Raw genomic sequence first — 22,082 nt, 5'->3', positions numbered from 1 at the left:
CGGGTCCTGTGGGGCGAGGCGGATGAGTCGCTCCCCACAGCACAGGCGGCGACGATGACCACCGCAGCCTTCTGAGGCCGGAGGGCGAGTCGCCCTTCTCGTGCCTCGTCGGGGTCCTGCCGCGCCGGTTGCCCGCCCGGCCGGCGACCACGCCGCCGCGTACCGGTTCCGGCCGGGAGGTCACCGGCGTCAGCGTCCTTCGCCCGGTGTCACCCGCCTGACGGACATCCGGCCGCTTCGCCGAAGTTCTCCGCGCCCGTCCGCCATGCTCAGCCGCATGGCGTGGAGGAGTGACCGTCCGTGGCGACGGCGCGTGCACATGTGGCTGTTCGTGGTGCTCGCCCTGGTCAGTTTCGGCATCATCGTGCTGTCCCTGACCCGGGGAGCGTCCCGGGGAAACGAGGTGGCCGGCATCCTCGGGGCCCTGCTGGGAGCGGCCGGACTCGCCGTATCGGTGGCGGACTTCCTGCGCGGCGAGGCGGAGCCGCCGCCCGGGCCCGCCGACCTCGCGGACGACCTCGCCGGAATCCTGCGCGACCAGTGGCTCACGGAAGCCGCGTCGCGCGGGCTGCGCAACCCCCGTGTGCTGCCGCTGGAGTGGTCGGCGACCGAACGCGACGTCAGTGACCGGCTGGACGCGCTGGTGCCCTCCGGGCCACCGCGCGACGGTGCCGCACGGTCCGCCGCCGGCCGGGTGCCGGGGACCCGGCGGGCCGGACCGGGCCCCGCCGGAGCGGGGCAGCCGGCCAGGGTCGTCCGACTGCGCCTGGACGGACGGCTCGACGGACGGTTCGACGAGGCAGCGGACCGGCTCGCTGCCGGCTACCGGCGGATCGGCAGCGGACGCCTGGTGGTCCTGGGGGAGCCCGGCTCGGGGAAGACCGTGCTGGCCCTGATGCTGACCCTGGGTCTGCTGGACGAGGGACGGCGGGAGTCCGGCGGCCCGGTGCCGGTGCTCGTGCCCGTGTCGTCCTGGGACCCGGTGCGCTGGTCGCTGAACGACTGGCTGGTGCGCAGGCTGGCCGAGGCGTACTACGCGGGTCGTCCGGAGATTCCGCGCACCCTGCTCCGCCACGGGCTGCTGCTGCCCGTGCTCGACGGCCTCGACGAGATCCCCGAGGCCGCCCGACGGACCGCCGTACGGGCCCTGAACCAGGCGCTCGGCCAGGAGCGCCCGGTGGTGATCACCTGTCGCTCGACGGAGTACGAGGACGTGCTGCGTGCCGGTTCGCCCGCGCTCCATCGCGCCCCGGTCGTGGAGATCGGGCCGGTCGCCGCCGAGGACGCCGTCCGCTACCTGGCGGATGTGTCCTGGCCCGACGGCACCGACTGGGAACCGGTGTACCGGCACCTCAGGTCCAGCCCCGGCAGCCCCCTGGCCCAGGCCCTGGCCACACCGCTGATGATCTCGCTGGCCCGCACGGTGTACGAGCGCCGCGGCGGTGATCCCGGGGAACTGGCCGACACCGGCCGCTTCGGCAGTCGGCACGCGGTGGAGGACCACCTGACCGAGCACTTCATCGAGGCCGCCTACGCGCCCGGACCGCCGTCGACCGGCGGACCGGCCGACGGCGAAGGTGAGGCCGGTCCGGACCCGGTCAAGGCCCGCAAGTGGCTGACCTTCCTCGCCCTGTATCTGCACCGGCACCGCGAGCGCGATCTGAGCTGGTGGCTGATGAGCGGACGGCTGCACTCGGCGTGGGCCGGTCCCGGCGTGGGGCTCGCGTGCGGCGCCCTGCTCTGGGCGCTGACCGCCGTCGCCCTGCCGTTGCTCGGGTTGGGAAGCGGCATCGACTCGCTCACCTACGGAGCCCTGCTGGGCTCCTGCTTCGCCGTGCTCGCCATGCTCATCTGGTACGGGACGGCCGGCCGCCTGCCGGGCCGCCTGTCCCTGTCGCTGCGCGGCAGCGTGCCCCGGTTCAGCCGGGGGTTCCGGACGGGGCTGGCGCTCACCGTGGTTCCGGCCGTGCCGGTCCTGGGTTTCATGGCGCTGACCGCCACGCAGGACGAAGCAGATATGTACGACGTGTCGTACCTGCACGACGCGGTGGTGCTCGCGCTCGCCCTCGCGTTGGCCATCGCCTGCGGTCTCGCGGCGCACGAATGCCTCGACGCCCCGCCGAGCCACGCCGCCCAGGCGGACCCGGTCGGATCGCTCCGGGACGAACGGCGCTCCGCGCTCGTCGGCGCGCTGGCCACGGGTGCGATCGTCGGTGCCTGTGCCTTCCCGCTCCTCGTGGTGTGCCAGTGGCTGCTGGGCGACATCCTGCTCACCTGGATCAGCGGCTGGTCGCACGAACCGTCGCCGGCCCAACTGCTGACGGCCCGCGCGTACCGTGAGGCGGCTGATTTCGGCTTCCGGCCGCAAGCGCCGGACAGCATTTCCCCGACCGCGTTCGCCGCGCTGTGCTTCCTGCTTCCCGGAACGGTCACCGCCCTGCTCGTGCTGCTGTCCCGGGCGTGGACCAGGTTCGTCCTGCTGCGGCTGGCGGCCGGGGTGCGCGGCCGGCTGCCCTGGCGGCTGATGGGTTTTCTGGCCGACGCCCACGCACGGGGCGTGCTGCGGCAGTCCGGCGGGCAGTACCAGTTCCGGCACATCCGGCTGCAGGAGACTCTGGTGTCCCGGTCACCGGCCTTCACGGGGGACTCCCTGACCGCTCCGAACCCGTCGGTGCGACGGCGTCGGCTCCGACGAGCGGTGGCCGCCGCCGGAACGGTGGCCGCCGTACTGGCCGCCCTCCTGTCCGGACGCGCGGTCGCCCCCGAGGACGTCTCCACGGCACGCTTCCACGTCGGCCACCGTGTCGACCTGCTCCAGTTCGACGGCGACGTCCTGCTCGCGAGCGGCGACGGACGGCTGAGCCGGTGGGACACGCGGACCTACGGCCCGGACACGTCCCGGCCGGCTCCACGCGTCCGGTCGGGCGACGATCTCGCACCGCGGTTCTCCACCCCCGCCGTGCGCGAACGGCTCCGGAAGCTGGGGATCGACGATGCCACCGTGGTGGACACCCGGACCGGGGAAGAACTCGGTTACCTGCCACTCGACAAGGACGACGAATGGAACGCGATGCCGTGGCTCGGTGACGCCCCTCCGCCCGTGCTCGTCGACGCGTGCGAGTCAGCCGGGGTCCGCTACCTGTGGGACGTGGCGACCGGCCGCCCTCTCGCTCTCGGGGGTGACGCCGACCGGAAGGGGTGTGAGAGCGGCGAGTACTACTCCCTCGTCAGCCCCGACCGCGGCCTGCTCGCGACGGATCACACCGACAACGAGAGTCTGCGCCCCAGGGTCGCGCTGTGGGACCCTGCGTCGGGGGAACCCGCGGGCAGCATCGCCGTCCACCGTTTCACCGACGCCTCGTTCGAGGCGCTGGCCTTCAGCCCCAGCTCCCGGCGGCTCGCGACGGCCCACAGCGACGGCCACATCCATGTGTGGGACACCGGCACGCGTGCCCACCTCTACGACCTGACCGGCCACGACCCGTCCCAGGTGATCTCCAGGCTGGCCTTCGACGCGGACGACACGCGCCTCGCCTCGGCAGGCGGTGACGGAAGCGTCCGGGTGTGGAAGCTGGACAACGGGTGAGCCTCCCACCGGCTGCGGCCGTACCTCGTGCCCGACGAGTCCCGCCTTCCGGGTGTGCTGCCGGGACTCGATCAGGAGAACGGCCAGGGCCGGTTTCAGAGATCTCTGAAACCGGCCCTGATCTGCGACTCTCACAAGTCGGGACGACAGGATTTGAACCTGCGACCCCTTGACCCCCAGTCAAGTGCGCTACCAAGCTGCGCCACGTCCCGGTGCGCTCACGTGCGGTGAACCGCGTGATCGCGCGAACAGCACTTTACCCCACGCACCCGGGCCGACCCGAATCGGACCGGGCGCGGGACAATCGGCGTATGGGCAGCACGGAGAGCACTTCCTCGGGCCGGACGACCGCCGCGCGGGACCGGGACGGTGAGGGGCGGGCACGCAACGCCCGGCCGCGGGACGGGCTCGGGCGGCCACTGCCGTACGGAGCGCCGGGGGTGCCCCGGCAGCCGGAGGGGATCGTGCGGCGGCCGGAGGAGAGCGTCGCGGAGGCGCAGCGGCTGCTGGACGAGGGGAAGCCGTTCCACGCGCACGAGGTGTTCGAGGACGCCTGGAAGTCGGGGCCGCAGGAGGAGCGGGAGCTGTGGCGGGGGCTGGCCCAGCTCGCCGTGGGGCTCACCCATGCCGCGCGCGGGAACGTCACCGGCGGGGCGCGGCTGCTGCGGCGGGGGGCCGGTGCGGCGGAGGCGTGGGCCGCGGGAGCGGGGGACGGGCGTCGGCCGCACGGGATCGATCTTCCCGGTGTGATCGTCTGGGCCCGGGAACTGGCGGCCGAGGTGGAGGGCGGCGTTCCCGTGGACGCGGGGGCGCGGGCGCCCCGGCTGCGCGGGGCATCCTGACGGAGGGATCGGGTGCGGTGCACGCGCTGTCAGTGCCGTGCGGCAGACTCGGGGGCGTGCGAGAGATTCATGTCATCGGTATCGGCGCGGGCGACCCCGACCAGCTGACCCTGCAGGCGGTCAAGGCACTGCGGAGCACGGACGTGTTCTTCATCCTGGACAAGGGCGAGGCGAAGGCGGACCTGACCCGGCTGCGCCGGGACATGCTCGACGCGCACATACCGGGGGGTGCCTACCGCGTCGTCGAGGCGCGTGACCCGGAGCGGGACCGGGCGGCCGGAGGTTCGGCCTACTCCCCCGCCGTCGGGGACTGGCGCAGTGCCCGCGCGGACATCTACGAGCGGATGATCTCCGAGGAGCTGGGTGAGGACCAGACCGGGGCGTTCCTGGTGTGGGGGGACCCGGCGCTGTACGACAGCACGATCGGCATCCTCGAGGAAATCCTGGAGCGGGGCCGTGTCGCCTTCGACTACGACGTCGTGCCGGGCATCAGCAGTGTGTCGGCGCTCGTCGCCCGGCACCGGACCGGGCTCAACCGGGTCGCCCGCCCGGTGCAGATCACCACGGGGCGGCGGCTCGCCGAGGGGTTCCCGGAGGGCGTGGACGACGTGGTGGTGATGCTCGACGCCCACCAGGCCTTCCGCGCGTACGCCGACCAGGACGTCGACATCTACTGGGGCGCCTACATCGGCACGCCGGACGAGATCCTCGTCTCCGGGCCGCTGGCCGAGGCGGCTCCCCGTATCGAGCGGCTCCGCGCGGAGGCCCGGGAACGCAAGGGCTGGATCATGGACACGTATCTGCTGCGCCGGAGACCGGCCGAGGGCTGAGCGGCCCGTCCGGCCGGCCGACGACCACCCGCCGGGACACGGCCGGGCGAGCACCGGGCCGCCGAGCACGGTCGGCGGCGGGCCGAGCGGCAGGGCGTGGACCGGGCAAACCGGTCACGGCAGACCGGGCCGCCCGTCACGGCCGGCCGAGCGCGTCCAGTCGGCTCAGGACCGCCGGCACGTCACCGACCGCGGTCACTCCGTCCGGCAGGGGCGGGCGGCGTACGACGACGACCGGGAGGGCGAGGTCGCGGGCCGCGGTGAGTTTGGCGGCGGTCGCCGCGCCGCCGCTGTCCTTGGTCACCAGTACGTCGACGCGGTGCGCGCGCAGCAGGGCCGTCTCACCGGCCACGGTGAAGGGGCCGCGGGCCAGCAGGACGTGCGTGTGCGGGGGCATGGGCGGCTCGGGGGGCTCCACCGACCGTACGACGAAGTGGGGTTCCGTCAGGTGGGCGAAGGCCGCGAGGCCGAGGCGGCCGGTCGTGAGGAGGATCCGGTGTCCGAGCCGGGGCAGCAGGCCGGCCGCCGCCGCCAGTGACGGGACCGGGTGCCAGTGGTCGCCGGGGCCCGGCTGCCAGCCGGGGCGGCGCAGGACCACCAGGGGCAGCCCGGTGGCGGCCGCGGCCCGTGCCGCGTTCGCCGTGATGGTCTCCGCGAAGGGGTGCGTGGCGTCCACCACCGCGTCCACGCGCTGCTCGCGCAGCCAGTCCGCCAGCCCCTCCGCGCCGCCGAAACCGCCGACGCGCAGCTCACCGGCGACCGCGCCCGGCCGGGTCACGCGTCCGGCGAGGGAGGTGGTCACCCTGGTTCCGGGGCGGGCGGACAGCTCGGCGGCCAGTGCGCGTGCCTCGGTGGTGCCGCCGAGAACCAGGACGTGGGGGGACATGGCGCCGAGGGTACGAGGCCCGGATGCCGGGTCCGGCACCGGCCCGCCCGACGAAGATCGGCATCCGGCCGCACACCCGTACGCACACGCCCTACGATGACGCCGGGTGACTGGAGGAAGCATGGTCGTGGACTGGAGCAGGCGGGGCTATCACGCCCAGCGGTGGGCGGCGCGGGGGGCGCTGGCCGCCGCCGCGCTCGCGGTGGCGACCCCCCTCGTCTACGGCGGGCCGCGCGGTCTGCTGCTGCTGGTGTGCGGGGTCGCGGGGCTGGGGCTCAGCGCGGCCGCCGTGTGGTGGACGCTGACCCTGCGGGGCCCGCTGCGGTGGGTGTCCGCGCTGGTCGCCGTGTGTGTGCCGGCGGGTCTGATCGCGCTGTTCGCGGTGACGCTGTTCTGGGCGCTGCTGGTCTCCCTGGGCCTGTGGGGGCTGGCGGTGTGGAGCGGCAGGTTCGCGCTGCGCGGCACGGGCGGCGGGCAGGCCCAGGTGCGCGAGCGGCGGCTGCCGCCGCCCCGGAAGCCGGTGCTGATCATGAATCCCCGGTCGGGCGGCGGCAAGGTGGGCCGGTTCCGGCTGCGGGAGAAGGCGGAGCGTCTGGGCGCCCGGGTGGTGCTGCTCGAGCCCGGCGAGCAGCACGACGTCACCGCACTGGCCCGGGCCGCCGTCGCGGACGGCGCGGATCTGCTGGGCGCCGCCGGCGGCGACGGCACGCAGGCGCTGGTGGCGGCCGTGGCCGCGGAGCACGACATCCCGTTCCTGGTGATCAGCGCCGGGACGCGCAATCACTTCGCCCTGGACCTCGGCCTCGACCGCGGCGACCCGGCCGCCTGTCTCGACGCGCTCACGGACGGCGTCGAGCTCCGCGTCGACCTGGGTTTCGCGGGTGAGCAGCCGTTCGTGAACAACGCCTCCTTCGGCGCGTACGCGGCGATCGTGCAGAGCCCCGCCTACCGCGACGACAAGATCGGCACCAGCCTGGAGATGCTGCCCGGTCTGCTCACCGGGCAGCAGGGGCCCCGGCTGGTCGCCCGCGCGGGGGACACCACGCTCATCGCGCCGCAGGCCGTGCTGGTCAGCAACAATCCGTATCGCACCGGCGACCCCTTCGGCCTCGGGCGGCGGGAACGGCTCGACTCCGCCGCGCTCGGCGTCCTCGGTGTGAAGCTGGAGGGCGCCATCAGCGCCGCCGCCCTGCTGCTGAACCCCGAGCCGAGCGGGCTCACCATCGTGACCGCCACCGAGGTCGTCGTCGAGGCGGACCGCGCGGAGATCGAGGCCGGGGTCGACGGGGAGGCCATGATCCTGCCCGCCCCCGTCCACTGCCGCATCGCACCCGGCGCGCTGCGCGTCCGGGTCCCGCGCAGGCGGCCCGGCGTCACCCAGGCTCCGCCGCGGCTGGACTGGCGGCGGCTGCGCAAGCTGGCGGCGACGGTCGGCCGTACCGCCGCGCCGAGCCGGCTCCACCGACCGTACGAGGCACCCCACGGACCGCGGCCGCCGGCCGGACCGCACGCCGGTCCGGGCGAGCCGGACGGGCGGAACGAGACGGCCGGGCCCCGCTCAGGGCAGCAGTAGCTGCACGCCGCCCACCACCGTCGCCGCGATCACCAGCCGCTCGAAGAGCCGCTGGTTGATCCTGTTCACGGCCCACTTGCCGAGGAGCGCACCGGGCACCACGAACAGCACGAGCGCCGCGTCGAGGAGCAGCGAGTCGGCGTCGATCAGGCCGAGACCGGCGCTGAAGGGCAGCTTGGAGGTGTTGACGATCAGGAAGAAGAACGCCGAGGTCCCCAGGAAGCCGAGCTTCCGGAAGCCCGTGGAGAGCAGGTACAGCGACATCACCGGGCCGCCCGCGTTGGCGACCATGGTGGTGAAGCCGCCGAGGACGCCGTAGGAGCGGGCCTTGGCGCGGCCGGCCCGGGTGGCGACCCCGTCGGGCTCCTTGTCCGCGTCGGCCGTCCGCCGCCGCCACACCGTCACCCCGGTCATCAGCAGCAGGATCGCCCCGATGGAGATCCGTACGCTCCCGTCGTCCGCCCACACCAGGAACAGGGTTCCCGCGACGACGCCCGCCGCGACCGCCGGGAAGAGCCGCCACAGCGTGGGCCAGTGGGCGTGCCGGCGGTAGGTGAGGACGGCGAGCAGGTCCCCGGCGATCAGGATGGGCAGCAGGACGCCGGTGGAGGCCTTGGCGGGCAGCACGGCGGCGAAGACGGCGAGGCTGACCGTGTTGGCCCCGCTGACGGCGGTCTTGGAGAAGCCGACGAGCAGGGCCGCGAAGGCGAGCGCGGCGAATTCCCAGCCGTTGAGGTGCCAGAGCGTCATCGTGTTCATTGCGGGGACCGATGCTATGCGCAAGCAATCGACGCCCGTAAGGACCGTCTCGCCTGATGGCGCCCCAAAGCGGTGGTCAGTGCCGCTCGACCAGCACCGCGCTGCCCTGCCCCACGCCCACGCACATGGTCGCCAGGCCGCGTCCGGCGCCGGTGCGGCGCATGCGGTGCAGCAGGGTGGTGAGGATGCGGGCGCCGGAGCAGCCCAGCGGGTGGCCGAGCGCGATGGCGCCGCCGCTGGGGTTGACCAGGCCGGGGTCGATGCCGAGCTCGTCGACGCAGGCCAGGGCCTGGGCGGCGAACGCCTCGTTGAACTCGGCCTCCTGGAGGTCGCCGACGGTCCAGTCGGCGCGGGCGAGCACCTTGCGCGTGGCGGGGACGGGGCCGATGCCCATGACGTCCGGGTGGACGCCGGCGGAGGCGCCGGCGACGTAGCGGCCGAGCGACTCCAGACCCAGCTCGTTCAGGGCCTCCTCGCTGACCAGGATCAGGCCGGCGGCGCCGTCGTTCATCGGGGAGGCGTTGCCCGCGGTGACCGAACCGCCCGCGCGGAACACCGGCTTCAGCCGGGCCAGCTTCTCGATGGAGGTGTCCTCGCGGACGCATTCGTCGGCGTCGACGACCACTCCGTCCGGGCGGGTCACGGGCAGGAGTTCGTCGTCGAAGTGACCGTTCTTGCGGGCGTCGGCGGCCCGTTGGTGGCTGCGCAGCGCGAACTCGTCCTGGCGTTCGCGCGGGATGCCGTACCGGGCGGCGACCTCCTCGGCCGTCTCGCCCATGGCCAGTACCCCGTGGAGTTCCTTCATCGCGGGGTTGACCAGCCGCCAACCGAGGCGGGTGTCGGCGGTCTCCATGCGGTGCGGCAGGGCCTCGTCGGGGCGGGGCAGGACGAAGGGGGCCCGGCTCATCGACTCGGAACCGCCGGCGATGACGATGTCGGCCTCGCCGGCCGCGATGGTGCGGGCGGCGGTGGTGACGGCCTCGAGGCCGGAGGCGCACAGCCGGTTGACCGTGGCGCCCGGGACGGACTCGGGGAGCCCGGCGAGCAGCGCGGCCATGCGGGCGACGTTGCGGTTGTCCTCGCCGGCCTGGTTGGCGGCGCCCCAGTAGACCTCGTCGACGCGGGCCGGGTCCAGCGCGGGCACGTCGGCGACCAGGCCGCGGATCACGGCGGCGGCGAGGTCGTCGGGCCGTACGGTGGAGAGGGCTCCGCGCAGTTTGCCGATGGGGGTGCGGCGGGCGGCCGCGAAGTGGACGGGACGCACGACAGGACTCCTGACCGATGCCGATGGCTGTGCTGTGTGACCGGCGACACTATTAATTAGCACCGCTAGTTTCGGACTATAGACCGCGGGCGGCTCCCTGGGAAGTTGCCCGCTTCGGGGCCGTGTTTGCGCCGGAGGGCCGGGGGCACCCGCGCGTTCATGGAGTGGTTGCGGAGCGCGGCCTGTGCGGGAGAGGACCCGGAGCCGTTCCTCCCCGTCGGGCCGACGGGACCGGCGTCGCGGGACCTCGCCGCCGCCGAGCGCGTCCGCGCGCGGTGCCGGGTGACCGCACCGTGTCCCGGTCTCGCGCTCGACGGCGGCCCGGCCCCGGGCGTCCGGGGCGACCCCGGCGAGGACGGGCGCACGACACCGCTCCGCGGTACCACGGACGATTCGAGAAGGAGGAACAGCACTCCATGACCGTTGTGAGGAGCACCCTGCCCGACGAGGCCCGCCGGGTCTCCTGCGAGGCCCTCCAGGACACCCTGGTGGACCTGCTCGGACTGTCGCTGATCGGGAAGCAGGCGCACTGGAACGTCGTGGGTCCGCGGTTCCGTTCCGTACACCTCCAGCTGGACGAGGTGGTCTCCGCCGCGCGCGCCCACGCCGACACGGTGGCGGAGCGGGCCGCGGCGCTCGGTGTGCCGCCGGACGGCCGCCCGGAGACCATCGCCAAGGTCTTCTCGCTGCCGGCCCCGAAGGAGGGCTGGCTGCGCGACTCGGAGGCCGTGCAGGTGATGACGGAGGCGCTCGGCACGGCCGTCACGCGCCTGCGCGAGCGCATCGACGCCACCGAGAAGGCGGACCTGGTCACCCAGGACCTGCTGATCTCGATCACGGCGGACCTGGAGAAGCAGCGCTGGATGTTCGAGGCGGAGAACTTCCCGGGCGAGTCCTGACCGCCCCGGTACCGGCAGACGCACGCACGTAAGGGGCACATCATGAGCGACGCCCTCGAGATGGACGCGCTGTGGGACGACTTCCACCGCGTGGTGAACATGACCTCGGCGGAACTGGCGGCCTGGCTGCGGGTGAGCGACGCCGACGAGACGACCGAGCCGCTGCCCGACCGGGCCGGCTCCGAGACCGGGCAGCACGTCCTCGCCATCCTGCAGAAACGCCGCACCGACCTCACCGAGGACGACCTGCGGGTGATGGCGGAGGTCGTGGACACCGTCACGGCGCAGACGGACCCGGAGAACGAGCCCGTGGCCGAGGACACGCCCCGTCGGCACCGCCTGATGACCCTCGGCCACGACCCGCTCAAGCCGTAGCCGCCGTGGCCGGCCGGGACGAACGGGTGGTGCGTGCCCTCGTCGGCGCGTACGGCCGGACGTACGCGGAGGAGGCCGGCATCGGGCTGAAGGACACCCCGCAGCCGCTGTACCGGCTGCTGGTGCTGGCCCATCTGCTCAGCGCCCGCATCAAGGGATCGATCGCCGTGGCCTCCGCCCGTGCCCTGCACGAGGCGGGGCTGCGCGATCCCCGCCGCATGGCGGAGGCCGGCTGGCAGCAACGGGTGGACGCGCTCGGCCGGGGCGGCTACCGGCGCTACGACGAACGCACCGCGACCCAACTGGGCGACGAGGCCGAGCTGTTGATCGAGCGCTGGGGCGGTGACCTGCGCGGGCTCCGCAAGGACGCGGACGGTGACGTCGGCGAACTGCGCCGCCTGCTGCAGGAGTTCCCCGGTGTGGGGCCGGCCGGTGCCGACATCTTCCTGCGCGAGGTCCAGCGCGTCTGGCCGGAGGTGGCGCCGTGGCTGGACGCCAAGGCCCTTCAGGGCGCGCAGCGGCTGAAGCTGCCGCAGGACCCGGACCGGCTCCTCGGCCTCGCGGGGCGCACCGAACCGGCCGTCCTGGCGGCGGCGTTGGTCCGTGCGGCGATCGACAGGCACGTGGCCGAGGACTCGCTGCGCCGGGCCGATTCCCCGTGACCCTCCGTCAGCAGGGTTCTTCCCCTCCCCCGTTCGCGGGACACCGTGATCGCCACGCGGCACAATGACCGCGGCGGCCCGGCCACGGCCGTACGGGCGAGGGAGAGGGAGGGACCGTGAGTGAGAGCCACACCCCACCGAGCGGCTCGACGCGGCTGAACACCGGTGTGGCGCACAACGCGCGTGTGTGGAACCACTGGATCGGCGGCAGGGACAACTACGAGGTCGACCGGCAGGTCGGCGACCACGTCGCCTCGATCAACCCGGTCGTCCGGGACATCGCCCGCGCGGACCGGGCCTTCCTGGGCCGGGCGGTGACGTATCTGGCCCGCGAGCGCGGTGTGCGGCAGTTCCTCGACATCGGCACCGGCCTGCCGACGGCGGACAACACCCATGAGATCGCGCAGCGGATCGCGCCGGACTCACGGATCGTCTACGTCGACAACGACCCGCTCGTGCTCGTCCACGCCCGTACCCTGCTGGCCGGCACGCGGGAGGGCGCCACCGCCTACGTCGAAGCCGACGTGCACGACCCGGACGCCCTGCTGGAACGCGCCGCCGGGACCCTGGACGTCACACGGCCCGTCGCGGTGATGATGCTGGGGATCCTCAACTTCGTGCTCGACACCGACAAGGCCCGGGAGATCGTCCGCCGGATCATGGCGTCGGTGCCCTCCGGCAGCTTCCTGGTCCTCACGCACCCCACGTTCGACCCCGAGGTCGGTGGCGAACTGCAGGTCCCGGCCATGGAGTTCTGGAACGAGAACGCCACTCCCCCGATCACCGCCCGCAGTGCCGCGGACATCACCGCTTTCTTCGAGGGACTGGACCTGGTCGAGCCCGGCCTGGTGTCCTGCTCGCGGTGGCACGCCGCCTCCGACTCCGCCGCCGTGGTGCCGCAGTACGGCGCGGTGGCCGTGAAGCCCTGACCGCTGAAAGTATGATCAAGCAATGTCTGACATGACCGAAACCACGCCGGGCTGGCTGTCCTCCGACGATCTGGAGATGGCACGCGCCCAGATGCCGATCCTGTACGTCGAGGCCGTGCCCGTGCGCGTCGACGACAGCGGTGAAGTCACCAGCGTCGGTCTGCTGCTGCGCATCGGGCCCGACGGAACGGTCAGCCGGACTCTGGTCTCCGGCCGGGTGCTGCACCACGAACGGGTCCGTGACGCCCTGCTGCGCCATCTGGAGAAGGACCTCGGCCCGGTGGCGCTGCCGCGCGTCCCGGCGTCGCTGCAGCCGTTCACGGTCGCGGAGTACTTCCCCACACAGGGCGTCACCCCCTTCCACGACCCCCGGCAGCACGCGGTGTCGCTGGCGTACATCGTGCCGGTGGCGGGTGACTGCCGGCCCCGGCAGGACGCCCTCGACCTGGTGTGGTTCAGCCCGCAGGATGCCGTGTCGCAGGCGGTGCAGAGCGAGATGCCGGGCGGTCACGGGGTGCTGCTGAAGCAGGCACTGGCCCACGCGGGCTGCGTGATCTGACACAGGGGGCGCTAGCTCTCCGCGTGGGTGAGGTTGGTGCCGGTCGACGGGTCGAAGACATGGGCCTTGCCCATGTCGATCCGGAGCTCGACGGGTGCGCCCTCACGGGCCCGGGTGGCGGCGTTCAGCCGGGCCACGATCTGCTGGGCTCCCTGGGCCCCGGTGTCGCGCGCGCCCGAGTCCGTGGCGAGTTCCTCCAGTTCGGCGGTGGTCACCGGCCCGCCCTCCGCGCTGAAGTAGACGTACGCGTCGGAGCCCAGCGACTCCAGCACGTCCACGGTGGCGGTGACGACGGGGCCGCCCGTCCCGGGCGCCAGGCTCGCGTCCTCGAAGGCCTCGGGGCGCAGCCCGACGATCACCTCGCGCGGCGCGTCCCGCCGTTCCAGCGCCCGGCGCACACGGTCGTCGATCGGCAGGTCGCCCAGCGGGGTGCGCAGGACGCCGCCGGACAGGGAGGCGCTGACGAAGTTCATCGCCGGGGAGCCGATGAAGCCCGCGACGAACAGGTTGCGCGGCATGTCGTAGAGCCGGGCGGGGGTGCCGACCTGCTGGACCAGGCCCTGCCGCATCACCACGACCCGGTCGCCGAGCGTCATCGCCTCGGTCTGGTCGTGGGTGACGTACACGGTGGTGGTGCCCAGGCGGCGCTGCAGCCGGGAGATCTGGGTGCGCATCTGCACCCGCAGCTTGGCGTCCAGGTTGGACAGCGGCTCGTCCATGAGGAACGCCTTGGGGTCGCGGACGATCGCCCGCCCCATCGCCACCCGCTGGCGCTGTCCGCCCGAGAGGTTGGCGGGCTTGCGGTCCAGGAACTCGCTCAGGTCGAGCACCCGGGCGGCCTCCTCGACCTTGCTGTCGACGGTGGCCTTGTCCACCTTGGCCAGCCGCAGCGGGAACCCCATGTTCTCCCGCACGCTCATGTGCGGGTACAGGGCGTAGCTCTGGAACACCATGGCGACGTCCCGCTCCTTGGGGGCGAGGTCGTTGACGACCCGGCCGCCGATGCGCAGGGTGCCCTCGGTGATGTCCTCGAGGCCGGCGATCATGTTCAGGGTGGTCGACTTGCCGCAGCCGGACGGGCCGACCAGGATCACGAACTCGCCGTCGGCGATGTCGAGGTCCACGTCCCGCACGGCGAGGGACCCGTCCGGATAACGCTTGGTGACTCCCTCTAGGACGATCTCGGCCATGGGCGGCGCCTCCTTGCCTTCACGCTCATCCCTTGACCGCCCCGGAGGTCAGTCCGGCGACGATCCGCCGCTGGAAGAGCAGGACGAAGATGATGATCGGGATGGTGATCACCACGGCGGCGGCGGCGATCGACCCGGTGGGCTGCTGGAACTGCGAGCTGCCCGTGAAGAACGCGATCGCGGCGGGGACCGTGCGCGCGGACTCGGTGGAGGTCAGCGAGATCGCGAACAGGAAGTCGTTCCAGCAGAAGATGAACACGAGGATGGCGGTGGTGAACACGCCGGGCGCGGCGAGCGGCACGATGACCAGCCGGAAGGCCTGCGCGGGCGTGGCCCCGTCCACCTTGGCGGCCTTCTCCAGGTCCCAGGGGATCTCCCGGAAGAACGCCGACAGGGTGTAGATCGCCAGCGGCAGCGAGAAGGTCATGTACGGGATGATCAGTCCGAGCCAGGTGTCGAAGATCCCGATGATCCGCTCGATGTTGAACAGGGGGGAGACCAGGGAGATCGGCGGGAACATGGCGATGAGCAGCGACATGCCGATGAGGACCTGCTTGCCGGGGAACCGCAGCCGGGCCACCGCGTAGGCGGCCATGGTGCCGAGGATCACCGCGATCACGGTGGCGATCAGGGCGATGCCGATCGAGTTGACCAGCGCCCGGGTGAACTCGGAGGTCTCGAAGATGCCCCGGTAGTTCTCCCAGGTCCAGTCCCGTGGAATGTAGTTGCCGTCGGTGAGGGTGCCGGGGTCCTTGAACGACAGTGCGGCGATCCACCACACCGGGAACAGGGCGTACAGCACCACCACGACGTTGACGACGCCCCAGCGGGTGGCGTGGGACTTGCCGACGGCGGTCATCAGCGCTTCACCTCCGCGCCCGGTGCGGCGGCGCCGAACAGCTTGACGAAGGTGAAGGCGATGATCCCGACGCAGAGGAAGATCAGGACCGAGATCGCCGACCCGATGCCCAGGTTCAGCGCGGTGAACAGGTTGTCGTAGCCGAGGATCGACAGGGAGCCGGTGCCCTGGGCGCCCGAGGTCAGGACGTAGATGTTGTCGAAGATCCGGAACGCGTCCAGGGTCCGGAAGAGCAGGGCGACCAGGATGGCGGGTTTCATCAGCGGCAGCATGACCTTGGTGAACCGCTGCCAGGGGGTGGCGCCGTCGACCATGGCCGCCTTCAGGGTCTCCTCCGGGACCAGGGCGAGGCCGGCCAGCAGGAGCAGCGCCATGAAGGGGGTGGTCTTCCACACCTCGGCGAGGACGATCAGCCAGAGCGCGGGCCACTGTTCGGTGAGCGGGGCGTCGCCGCTGGGCAACAGCTCGGCGAGGTAGCCGAGTTCGGGGGTCCAGGCGTACTGCCAGGAGAAGGCGGCGACGACGGTGACGATGCCGTACGGGACGAGGACGGCGGTGCGCACCGTGCCGCGCGCGAAGAGCGTGCGGTGCATCACCAGGGCGAGCCCCATGCCGAGGACGAGCTCGATGGCCACGGACACGGCGGTCAGGAACACCGTGACCCAGAAGGCGTCCCACCAGAACGGGGAGGACAGCACCGCGCCGTAGTTGCTCAGGCCCACGAACTCGGCCCGTGCCGGGAAGCGCAGGTCGTAGCGCTGGAGGGACAGGTAGACGGCGTAACCGATGGGGTAGGCGGTCACGGCGGTCATGACGAGGACGGCCGGTGCGCACAGCAGCCAGCCCAGGCGGCGTTCCTGCTGGGCGCCGACGGAGAGGGCCTTCCTGTCCTTCGCCCTGTCCTTGGTCGGCTCCGCCATCGTGCTCACGGGATCACACCCTCGGATCGCAGGGCCTGGTCGATCTGTTCCCCGATGGTGTCGACCGCGCTCTCCGGCTGGATCCCGGACGGCGGGGACAGGGTGTGGGAGACGGCGATCGACACGTTCTGGTAGGCGGGGGTGAGGGGCCGTACGCTCGCCGACTCCAGGGCGGCCAGCACCTCCTCGGAGAAGGGGTACTCCTTCATGAAGGCGGGCTCGTCGTACAGGGCGCGCAGGGTGGGCGGCAGTCCGCCCTCGAGCGCGGCGGTGAGCTGGTTCTCCCGGTTGCGCAGGCACAGGGCCGCCTCGAAGGCCAGGCCGGGGTGGCGGGAGTAGGCGCTGACGGCGAGGTCGATGCCGCCGATGGTGGGGCGGGCGGGGCGGTCGGCGTCGACGCGGGGGTAGGGCGCCCAGCGGAAGTTCTCGAACAGCCGCGGGTTGTTCGCCTTCATCGACGGATAGACGAACGGGTAGTTGAGCTCGAAGGCCGCCACGCCCGACTCCATGGCCAGGCGGTTCTGGTCCTCCATCTGATTGGGCAGGGAGGGGTCGGCGGCCGGGGAGTTCGCGAGTTCCCGCATGATCGAGGCGGCCCGTACGGCGGGCGGGCCGAGGGAGGGCTCGGTGGCGCCCGCGTTGAGGATGGTGCCGCCCGCGCTGTTGACCAGCGAGTTGAACCAGACGGTGAGGCCCTCGTACTGGGCGCCCTGGATCTCCACGTAGTGCGGTCTGCCCTGCCGGGCGAGGCCGCGGGACATGTTCAGCATCTCGGACCAGGTCTTCGGCGGGGTGGGCACCAGGTCCTCGCGGTACCACAGGAGCTGGGTGTTGGTGTTGTACGGGACGGCGTAGAGCCTGCCCTTCCAGGTGGCCGTCTGCAGCGGGACGCGGAGGGTGCCCTCGGTGGCCCGGCGCTTCGCCTCTCCCGTCCACTCGCGGATCCAGCGGGCCTCGGCGAACTCCGCGGCCCAGGTGACGTCCAGGCCCAGGATGTCGAGGGAGTCGTCCTCCGCGGCAAGCCTGCGCACCATCTGCTGGCGCTGGCCGTCGGCGGCCCGGGGCAGTTTGTTGTAGCTGATCCGGTAGCGGCCGCCGGACGCCCGGCTGCAGCGGTCGGCGGCCTTCTGCAGGGCGCCGGAGTCGTCGGGGAAGTTGTACCAGTTGAGGGTGGGGCGTGAGGTGTCCTCGTCGCCGCCGCAGGCGGCGAGCGTCGATGCCAGCAGGGTCAGCGCGACCAGCGCCCGCGTCCGTCGCGGCCTTCCGGTACGTCCGCGCCTCGCGTGCACGCGCTCCACACCTCGCTTCCGGGATCGCGGCGCGGGTGTCCGATCCCGCGGCGGTGCCTACCCGGCGAACGCTAAACAGGACATAGGCCGATATCAAGGACATTCATCCGTGGCTCACCCATGACTCACCACGGCGCTCGGCGTGCGGGCGCCGACACCGGTGCCGTTTCAGCCGGTGGAGCCGTCCGGCACCACCAGACCGGTCCCGTAGGCCACGACGACGGCCTGGGCGCGGCTGTCGAGGTCGAGCTTGGTCATCGTGCGGTTCAGATGGGTCTTGACCGTCGCCTCGCTGATGAAGAGCTGTTCGGCTATCTCGGCGTTGGACAGCCCTCTCGCCGTGAGCAGCAGCACCTCGCGTTCCCGGGCGGTGAGCGCCTCCAGGGACGCCGGGGAGTCCGGCACCGGCTCCGAGCGCTGTACGTACGCCTCGATGAGCCTGCGGGTCACGCTCGGCGCGAAGAGCAGGTCCCCGCGCGCGACGGCGCCGATCCCCTCCAGCGGCCGCTCGGGCCCGGTGTCCTTGAGGAGGAAGCCGGACGCGCCGGCGCGCAGGGTCGCGTACACGTACTCGTCGAGGTCGAAGGTAGTGAGCACCAGCACGCGCGGCAGGGGCGGCCTCTCCGCCTGCGTCCCTGGTCCGGACGGGGACGCGGCGGCCTCGTTGATCACCGACATGTGGTGGGCGACCACGTCGTGCAGCTCGCGGGCGATCCTGCGCTGCTCCTCGGCGACCGCGCGGCGCATCCGGTCCGCCTGTTCGCGGCGCGGTTGCCCGGCCAGTTCGGCGAGCCGGTCGGCGCGGCGGGCCGAAACACGAGGAAACGACGGAGAGGCCGCCTCGGGTGTCCCCGATGCGGCCTCCGGCCTGCTGTTCAGCAAGTCGGGACGACAGGATTTGAACCTGCGACCCCTTGACCCCCAGTCAAGTGCGCTACCAAGCTGCGCCACGTCCCGTTGCCCGTCTGACCTGGGGTTTCCCCCGGCCGAACGTGCATGGAAACCATACCGCACTCGGGGCGGTGATCGCGCACGCGTTTATGGGCGCGGCCGCCGAGGCCGGGGGCGCCGCTCCGGTGCCCGGTCAGCGGGCGGCGAGGAGTTCGAGGGTGTCGATCACGCGGTTCGAGAAACCCCACTCGTTGTCGTACCAGGCGACCACCTTGACGTGACGGCCGTCGACGCGGGTGAGGGCCGAGTCGAAGATCGACGACGCCGGGTTTCCCGTGATGTCGGACGACACCAGCGGGTCGTCCGAGTACTCGAGGATTCCGGCGAGCGGCCCCTGAGCCGCGGCGCGGTACGCCGCCAGTACGTCGTCGCGCGTCACCTCGCGGGCGACGGTGGTGTTGAGTTCGACGATGGAGCCCACCGGAACGGGCACCCGGATCGAGTCGCCCGACAACTTGCCGTCGAGACCGGGCAGCACGAGTCCGATCGCCTTGGCGGCGCCCGTCGTCGTCGGCACGATGTTGACGGCGGCGGCGCGGGCGCGGCGGGCGTCGCGGTGCGGACCGTCCTGCAGGTTCTGCTCCTGCGTGTAGGCGTGCACCGTCGTCATGAAGCCGTGCTCGATGCCGGCGAGTTGGTCGAGCACCGCGGCCAGCGGCGCGAGCGCGTTGGTCGTGCACGAGGCGTTCGAGACGATCGTGTGCGCGGCCGGGTCGTACGCGTCGGTGTTGACCCCGAACGCGAGGGTGACGTCGGCGCCCTCCGACGGTGCGCCGACCAGCACTTTCTTCGCGCCGGCGTCGAGGTGGGCACGGGCGGCCTTGGCCGAGGTGAAGCGGCCGGTCGCCTCGAGCACGATGTCCACGCCGAGTTCGGCCCAGGGCAGCTGTGCCGGTTCGCGCTCGGCGAGCACCGTGATGCGGCGGCCGTCGACGACGAGGGCGTCGCCGTCGACGTTCACCGGGCGACCGAGCCGGCCGGCCGTCGTGTCGTAGGCGAGCAGCCGGGCGAGGGTGGCGGGCTCCGTGAGGTCGTTGACGGCGACGACCTCGAGGTCGCTGTCGCGTTCGAGCAGTGCGCGCAGCACGTTGCGTCCGATGCGGCCGAATCCGTTGATCGCGATACGCGTCATGAGTGGTGTCCCTTCGGTCCTTGCGGTTCGCCACCAGCGTCGCGTGCGGCATCCACCCCTGACAGCGGCGTGATCGCCACGGTTCGCAAGGATCGTGCCACGTGCCCGGCGGCTACTCGCCCCGGGCGAAGGTGCGCCGGTACTCGCTCGGCGTGGTGCCGAGGATGCGCTGGAAGTGCAGCCGCAGATTGGCACCGGTGCCGAGGCCGACGTCGGCGGCGATCTGCTCGACGCTCCGCTGCGAACGTTCGAGCAGTTCGCGGGCCATGTCGACGCGGGCGCGCATGACCCACTGCATCGGCGTGTAGCCCGTGTCCTCGACGAAGCGCCGCGAGAACGTGCGCGGCGAGACCGCCGCGTGCCGGGCGAGCACCTCCAGGGTGAGGGGCTCACCGAGCCGGTGCAGTGCCCACTCGCGGGTGGTGGCGAACCGCTCACCGAGGGGCTCGGGCACGCTGCGCGGCACGTACTGTGCCTGACCGCCGCTGCGGTAGGGGGCCGCGACCAGGCGGCGGGCCGCGTGGTTGGACGCGGCCACCCCGAGGTCGCCGCGCAGGATGTGCAGGCACAGGTCGATGCCCGACGCGGCGCCGGCCGACGTCAGCACGCTGCCCTCGTCGACGAACAGAACGTTCTCGTCGACCCGGACGCGCGGATGCTTCGCCGCCAGCGCCCGCGTGTAGTGCCAGTGCGTCGTGGCCCGCCTGCCGTCGAGCAGACCCGTGGCGGCGAGCGCGAAGGCGCCCGTGGAGATGGCGGCGAGCCGCGTGCCCCGGGCGTGGGCGGCGGTCAGCGCGTCGACGACGGCCTCCGGCGGGTCGTCGCGGTCCGGGAACCGGTAGCCGGGGATGAAGACGGTGTCGGCCCACGCGAGCGCGTCCGGGCCGTGGGCGACGTGGTACGACAGGCCGTCGCCGCCGGTGACGGGACCGGGTGCGGCCCCGCACACCCGCACCTCGTACGGCATGCTCGCGCGGGTCGTGAACACCTGGGCGGGGATGCCGACGTCGAGCGGCTTCGCCCCCTCGAGGATCAGGACGGCGACGCGACGAAGGCGTGAGGCTGACACAGGAGAGAGGTTACGCGGGGCGTGGCCTTGCCACGCCCACCGCGTGGACCGGGCGGACGGCACCGGCCGGACCGTCGGTTCCTCCCCCGTCGGGGCGGGGAGGCGCACCGGGATTCCCTCACGGGTTCGAGGGCGCGCGGTCGGTCAGCACGTCCGCGGTCCGGGTGAGGTGCCGGGCCAACACCTCGGCCGCGGTGTCGGCGTCGCGGGCGAGCGCCGCCTCCTCCAGCCGGCGGTGCTCCAGGACGCCGTCCCGGCCGGGGTTGCGGTGCGTCGACCAGCGGCGGGCCAGCTCGCTCGCGGTCCACATCCGGTCGAACGTCTCCAGCAGGACGGGGTTGCCGCAGCCCTCCAGCAGGGTGCGGTGGAACACCCGGTGGGCCTCGGACCACGCGCCGCTGTAGTACTCGCCCTCCTCCGGCACGTACACCGGGGTGCGTGCCAGGCGGTGATGGGCGGCGCGCACGCGGGCCTCCCAGTCGACGTCCCCGCGCTCGATGGACATGCGCAGCATGACCGGCTCGACGGTCCGGCGGGCCTCCGCGATCTGCTGCCAGCGGCGGTCGGAGAAGGCCGGGACGGCGAAGCCGCGGTTGGGCAGCCGGTCGGCGAGGCCCTCGCCGACCACGCGCACGAGCGCCTCGCGCACGACGGCCAGGCTCACCCCCTGTGCCTTGGCGAGGTCCTGCGGTTTCAGCGGGGCACCGGGGGCGTGGTCACCGCGCAGGATCGCGTCCCGCAGGTGTGCGTACACCTGCTCGGAAAGCATCCGCTTCCCGGAGGGGGTCGGGGGAAGAGCCGTACCAGTCATGGCCTCAGCATAGACGATCTCACGAATAATCGATTATTCGTGGTACTGTCGATTTTGCAGAGGGCGGCAGCTGTCCGGCGATGCCGTTCCGTCGGCCGTGCGGATCCGATGACCGGCCCCACCACCGCCCCAGCGCAGAACTCAGAAAGGAACGACGCGATGAGCGCCAACGACCCCTTCGCCCGCCTCCCCGAGGCGGCGTCCTTCACCGTCACCAGCACCACCGTCACCGACGGGGCCGCCTGGCCGCCCGAGCAGCACGCCTCCGGCCTGCCCGGCGGGAAGGACGTCTCCCCGCAGCTGTCCTGGAGCGGCGCACCCGAAGGCACCAGGAGCTATGCCGTCACCGTCTACGACCCCGACGCCCCCACCGGGTCCGGGTTCTGGCACTGGGCGGTCGCCGACATCCCCGCCACCGTCACCGAGCTGCCCGAGGGCGCCGGCGACGACGCCGGCCCGGGCCTGCCCGAAGGCGCCTTCCAACTGCCCAACGACGCCCGCGCCGCCCGCTACATCGGCGCCGCCCCGCCGGCCGGGCACGGCCCGCACCGCTACTTCGTGGTGGTGCACGCCCTCGACGTCGCCTCCATCGGCGTCCCGGCCGACGCCACCCCGGCCGTCCTCGGCTTCACCATGGCCGGCCACACCCTCGGCCGCGCGGTGCTGACCGCCACCGCCGAGACGCCCGCCTGACGGG

22 protein-coding genes and 2 tRNA genes are annotated in these 22,082 nt (G+C 72.7%); 11 read left to right on the top strand and 13 right to left on the bottom strand.

Annotation, left to right across the window (positions count from 1 at the left end; translation table 11 throughout):
- The first annotated feature begins 277 nt into the window (after window positions 1-277).
- Window positions 278-3,586, top strand: coding sequence for an NACHT domain-containing protein (locus tag KUM38_RS21140; protein WP_217130978.1), 3,309 nt, complete (start codon window positions 278-280; stop codon window positions 3,584-3,586).
- 138 nt (window positions 3,587-3,724) lie between these two features.
- Here the strand turns inward: KUM38_RS21140 and KUM38_RS21135 are convergent.
- A tRNA-Pro gene (locus KUM38_RS21135) sits at window positions 3,725-3,798 on the bottom strand.
- A gap of 99 nt (window positions 3,799-3,897) precedes the next feature.
- On the opposite strand from KUM38_RS21135, the gene KUM38_RS21130 reads away from it, so the two are divergent.
- Both KUM38_RS21130 and cobF read left to right on the top strand, forming a co-directional pair.
- Window positions 3,898-4,428, top strand: a complete 531-nt coding sequence (locus KUM38_RS21130; RefSeq protein ID WP_217130977.1) for a DUF309 domain-containing protein — start codon at window positions 3,898-3,900, stop codon at window positions 4,426-4,428.
- A gap of 56 nt (window positions 4,429-4,484) precedes the next feature.
- A complete protein-coding gene (gene cobF, locus KUM38_RS21125) occupies window positions 4,485-5,258 on the top strand; it encodes a precorrin-6A synthase (deacetylating) (protein WP_217130976.1) in 774 nt (257 codons plus the stop codon).
- Between the two features lie 136 nt (window positions 5,259-5,394).
- Here the strand turns inward: cobF and KUM38_RS21120 are convergent, their stop codons facing one another.
- Window positions 5,395-6,144 (bottom strand): cobalt-precorrin-6A reductase, encoded by a 750-nt coding sequence (locus KUM38_RS21120; RefSeq protein ID WP_217130975.1) that lies wholly within the window; start codon window positions 6,142-6,144, stop codon window positions 5,395-5,397.
- A gap of 121 nt (window positions 6,145-6,265) precedes the next feature.
- Here KUM38_RS21120 and KUM38_RS21115 point away from each other — a divergent pair, with 121 nt between their 5' ends.
- A complete protein-coding gene (locus KUM38_RS21115) occupies window positions 6,266-7,717 on the top strand; it encodes a diacylglycerol kinase family protein (RefSeq protein ID WP_217131019.1) in 1,452 nt (483 codons plus the stop codon).
- On the opposite strand, the gene KUM38_RS21110 is transcribed toward KUM38_RS21115, so the two are convergent.
- Both KUM38_RS21110 and KUM38_RS21105 read right to left on the bottom strand, forming a co-directional pair.
- The gene (locus KUM38_RS21110; RefSeq protein ID WP_217130974.1) at window positions 7,703-8,476 is read right to left on the bottom strand and encodes a sulfite exporter TauE/SafE family protein; all 774 of its coding nucleotides are present in this window, start codon (window positions 8,474-8,476) and stop codon (window positions 7,703-7,705) included. The two genes, KUM38_RS21115 and KUM38_RS21110, sit on opposite strands and share 15 nt — an antisense overlap.
- Window positions 8,477-8,552: 76 nt before the next feature.
- On the bottom strand, window positions 8,553-9,740 hold the full coding sequence (locus KUM38_RS21105) for a thiolase family protein (protein ID WP_217130973.1): 1,188 nt from the start codon (window positions 9,738-9,740) through the stop codon (window positions 8,553-8,555).
- Between the two features lie 159 nt (window positions 9,741-9,899).
- Here KUM38_RS21105 and KUM38_RS21100 point away from each other — a divergent pair, with 159 nt between their 5' ends.
- From KUM38_RS21100 to KUM38_RS21075, 6 genes are all read left to right on the top strand, one after another.
- Entirely contained in the window at window positions 9,900-10,160 is a 261-nt protein-coding gene (locus KUM38_RS21100) for a WhiB family transcriptional regulator (protein WP_217130972.1), read from the top strand.
- Window positions 10,157-10,639 (top strand): Dps family protein, encoded by a 483-nt coding sequence (locus KUM38_RS21095; protein WP_217130971.1) that lies wholly within the window; start codon window positions 10,157-10,159, stop codon window positions 10,637-10,639. Before KUM38_RS21100 ends, KUM38_RS21095 begins: the two co-directional genes overlap by 4 nt.
- Before the next feature lie 42 nt (window positions 10,640-10,681).
- The gene (locus KUM38_RS21090) at window positions 10,682-11,014 is read left to right on the top strand and encodes a DUF3140 domain-containing protein (RefSeq protein WP_217130970.1); all 333 of its coding nucleotides are present in this window, start codon (window positions 10,682-10,684) and stop codon (window positions 11,012-11,014) included.
- A 5-nt stretch (window positions 11,015-11,019) separates the two neighbouring features.
- Complete coding sequence (locus KUM38_RS21085; RefSeq protein WP_217130969.1) at window positions 11,020-11,676, top strand: endonuclease; 657 nt, start codon at window positions 11,020-11,022, stop codon at window positions 11,674-11,676.
- Between the two features lie 116 nt (window positions 11,677-11,792).
- A complete protein-coding gene (locus tag KUM38_RS21080; RefSeq protein ID WP_217130968.1) occupies window positions 11,793-12,605 on the top strand; it encodes an SAM-dependent methyltransferase in 813 nt (270 codons plus the stop codon).
- A 22-nt stretch (window positions 12,606-12,627) separates the two neighbouring features.
- Window positions 12,628-13,164, top strand: coding sequence for an NUDIX hydrolase family protein (locus KUM38_RS21075; protein WP_217130967.1), 537 nt, complete (start codon window positions 12,628-12,630; stop codon window positions 13,162-13,164).
- Between the two features lie 11 nt (window positions 13,165-13,175).
- Here KUM38_RS21075 and KUM38_RS21070 read toward each other — a convergent pair whose 3' ends face one another.
- The 9 genes from KUM38_RS21070 to KUM38_RS21030 form a co-directional block, all read right to left on the bottom strand.
- The gene (locus tag KUM38_RS21070) at window positions 13,176-14,354 is read right to left on the bottom strand and encodes an ABC transporter ATP-binding protein (protein WP_217130966.1); all 1,179 of its coding nucleotides are present in this window, start codon (window positions 14,352-14,354) and stop codon (window positions 13,176-13,178) included.
- Between the two features lie 25 nt (window positions 14,355-14,379).
- The gene (locus KUM38_RS21065) at window positions 14,380-15,213 is read right to left on the bottom strand and encodes a carbohydrate ABC transporter permease (RefSeq protein ID WP_217130965.1); all 834 of its coding nucleotides are present in this window, start codon (window positions 15,211-15,213) and stop codon (window positions 14,380-14,382) included.
- Window positions 15,213-16,133, bottom strand: coding sequence for a carbohydrate ABC transporter permease (locus tag KUM38_RS21060; RefSeq protein WP_217131018.1), 921 nt, complete (start codon window positions 16,131-16,133; stop codon window positions 15,213-15,215). The genes KUM38_RS21065 and KUM38_RS21060 overlap by 1 nt, the downstream gene beginning before the upstream one ends.
- A 5-nt stretch (window positions 16,134-16,138) precedes the next feature.
- The gene (locus tag KUM38_RS21055) at window positions 16,139-17,422 is read right to left on the bottom strand and encodes an ABC transporter substrate-binding protein (protein WP_217130964.1); all 1,284 of its coding nucleotides are present in this window, start codon (window positions 17,420-17,422) and stop codon (window positions 16,139-16,141) included.
- 168 nt (window positions 17,423-17,590) lie between these two features.
- Entirely contained in the window at window positions 17,591-18,304 is a 714-nt protein-coding gene (locus KUM38_RS21050) for a LuxR C-terminal-related transcriptional regulator (RefSeq protein ID WP_217130963.1), read from the bottom strand.
- A gap of 1 nt (window position 18,305) precedes the next feature.
- Window positions 18,306-18,379, bottom strand: a tRNA-Pro gene (locus tag KUM38_RS21045).
- Window positions 18,380-18,506: 127 nt separating this feature from the next.
- Window positions 18,507-19,505: a type I glyceraldehyde-3-phosphate dehydrogenase gene (gene gap / locus KUM38_RS21040; RefSeq protein ID WP_217130962.1), complete on the bottom strand. Its 999-nt coding sequence runs from the start codon at window positions 19,503-19,505 to the stop codon at window positions 18,507-18,509.
- A gap of 112 nt (window positions 19,506-19,617) precedes the next feature.
- Window positions 19,618-20,574: a GlxA family transcriptional regulator gene (locus KUM38_RS21035; RefSeq protein WP_217130961.1), complete on the bottom strand. Its 957-nt coding sequence runs from the start codon at window positions 20,572-20,574 to the stop codon at window positions 19,618-19,620.
- A gap of 118 nt (window positions 20,575-20,692) precedes the next feature.
- Window positions 20,693-21,385 (bottom strand): GntR family transcriptional regulator, encoded by a 693-nt coding sequence (locus KUM38_RS21030; RefSeq protein WP_217130960.1) that lies wholly within the window; start codon window positions 21,383-21,385, stop codon window positions 20,693-20,695.
- 159 nt (window positions 21,386-21,544) lie between these two features.
- Here KUM38_RS21030 and KUM38_RS21025 point away from each other — a divergent pair, with 159 nt between their 5' ends.
- Window positions 21,545-22,078, top strand: a complete 534-nt coding sequence (locus KUM38_RS21025; protein ID WP_217130959.1) for a YbhB/YbcL family Raf kinase inhibitor-like protein — start codon at window positions 21,545-21,547, stop codon at window positions 22,076-22,078.
- The last annotated feature ends 4 nt before the right edge of the window (window positions 22,079-22,082 follow it).

The sequence above is a fragment of the Streptomyces sp. AC558_RSS880 genome, assembly GCF_019049255.1.
In the GTDB taxonomy this organism is placed as follows: domain Bacteria; phylum Actinomycetota; class Actinomycetes; order Streptomycetales; family Streptomycetaceae; genus Streptomyces.
The sequence above is the reverse complement of the archived record's forward strand: the minus strand, read 5'-3'. Positions and strand labels throughout refer to the sequence as shown.

What these genes read in the sequence shown, in the direction of transcription:
- KUM38_RS21095 (WP_217130971.1), top strand. Translation starts at nt 10,157, where the DNA reads ATGACCGTTGTGAGGAGCACCCTGCCCGACGAGGCCCGCCGGGTCTCC.
- KUM38_RS21115 (WP_217131019.1), top strand. Translation starts at nt 6,266, where the DNA reads ATGGTCGTGGACTGGAGCAGGCGGGGCTATCACGCCCAGCGGTGGGCG.
- KUM38_RS21120 (WP_217130975.1), bottom strand. Translation starts at nt 6,144, where the DNA reads ATGTCCCCCCACGTCCTGGTTCTCGGCGGCACCACCGAGGCACGCGCA.
- KUM38_RS21140 (WP_217130978.1), top strand. Translation starts at nt 278, where the DNA reads ATGGCGTGGAGGAGTGACCGTCCGTGGCGACGGCGCGTGCACATGTGG.
- KUM38_RS21070 (WP_217130966.1), bottom strand. Translation starts at nt 14,354, where the DNA reads ATGGCCGAGATCGTCCTAGAGGGAGTCACCAAGCGTTATCCGGACGGG.
- KUM38_RS21110 (WP_217130974.1), bottom strand. Translation starts at nt 8,476, where the DNA reads ATGAACACGATGACGCTCTGGCACCTCAACGGCTGGGAATTCGCCGCG.
- KUM38_RS21030 (WP_217130960.1), bottom strand. Translation starts at nt 21,385, where the DNA reads ATGACTGGTACGGCTCTTCCCCCGACCCCCTCCGGGAAGCGGATGCTT.
- KUM38_RS21090 (WP_217130970.1), top strand. Translation starts at nt 10,682, where the DNA reads ATGAGCGACGCCCTCGAGATGGACGCGCTGTGGGACGACTTCCACCGC.
- KUM38_RS21060 (WP_217131018.1), bottom strand. Translation starts at nt 16,133, where the DNA reads ATGGCGGAGCCGACCAAGGACAGGGCGAAGGACAGGAAGGCCCTCTCC.
- KUM38_RS21100 (WP_217130972.1), top strand. Translation starts at nt 9,900, where the DNA reads ATGGAGTGGTTGCGGAGCGCGGCCTGTGCGGGAGAGGACCCGGAGCCG.
- KUM38_RS21075 (WP_217130967.1), top strand. Translation starts at nt 12,628, where the DNA reads ATGTCTGACATGACCGAAACCACGCCGGGCTGGCTGTCCTCCGACGAT.
- KUM38_RS21025 (WP_217130959.1), top strand. Translation starts at nt 21,545, where the DNA reads ATGAGCGCCAACGACCCCTTCGCCCGCCTCCCCGAGGCGGCGTCCTTC.
- KUM38_RS21130 (WP_217130977.1), top strand. Translation starts at nt 3,898, where the DNA reads ATGGGCAGCACGGAGAGCACTTCCTCGGGCCGGACGACCGCCGCGCGG.
- KUM38_RS21065 (WP_217130965.1), bottom strand. Translation starts at nt 15,213, where the DNA reads ATGACCGCCGTCGGCAAGTCCCACGCCACCCGCTGGGGCGTCGTCAAC.
- gap (WP_217130962.1), bottom strand. Translation starts at nt 19,505, where the DNA reads ATGACGCGTATCGCGATCAACGGATTCGGCCGCATCGGACGCAACGTG.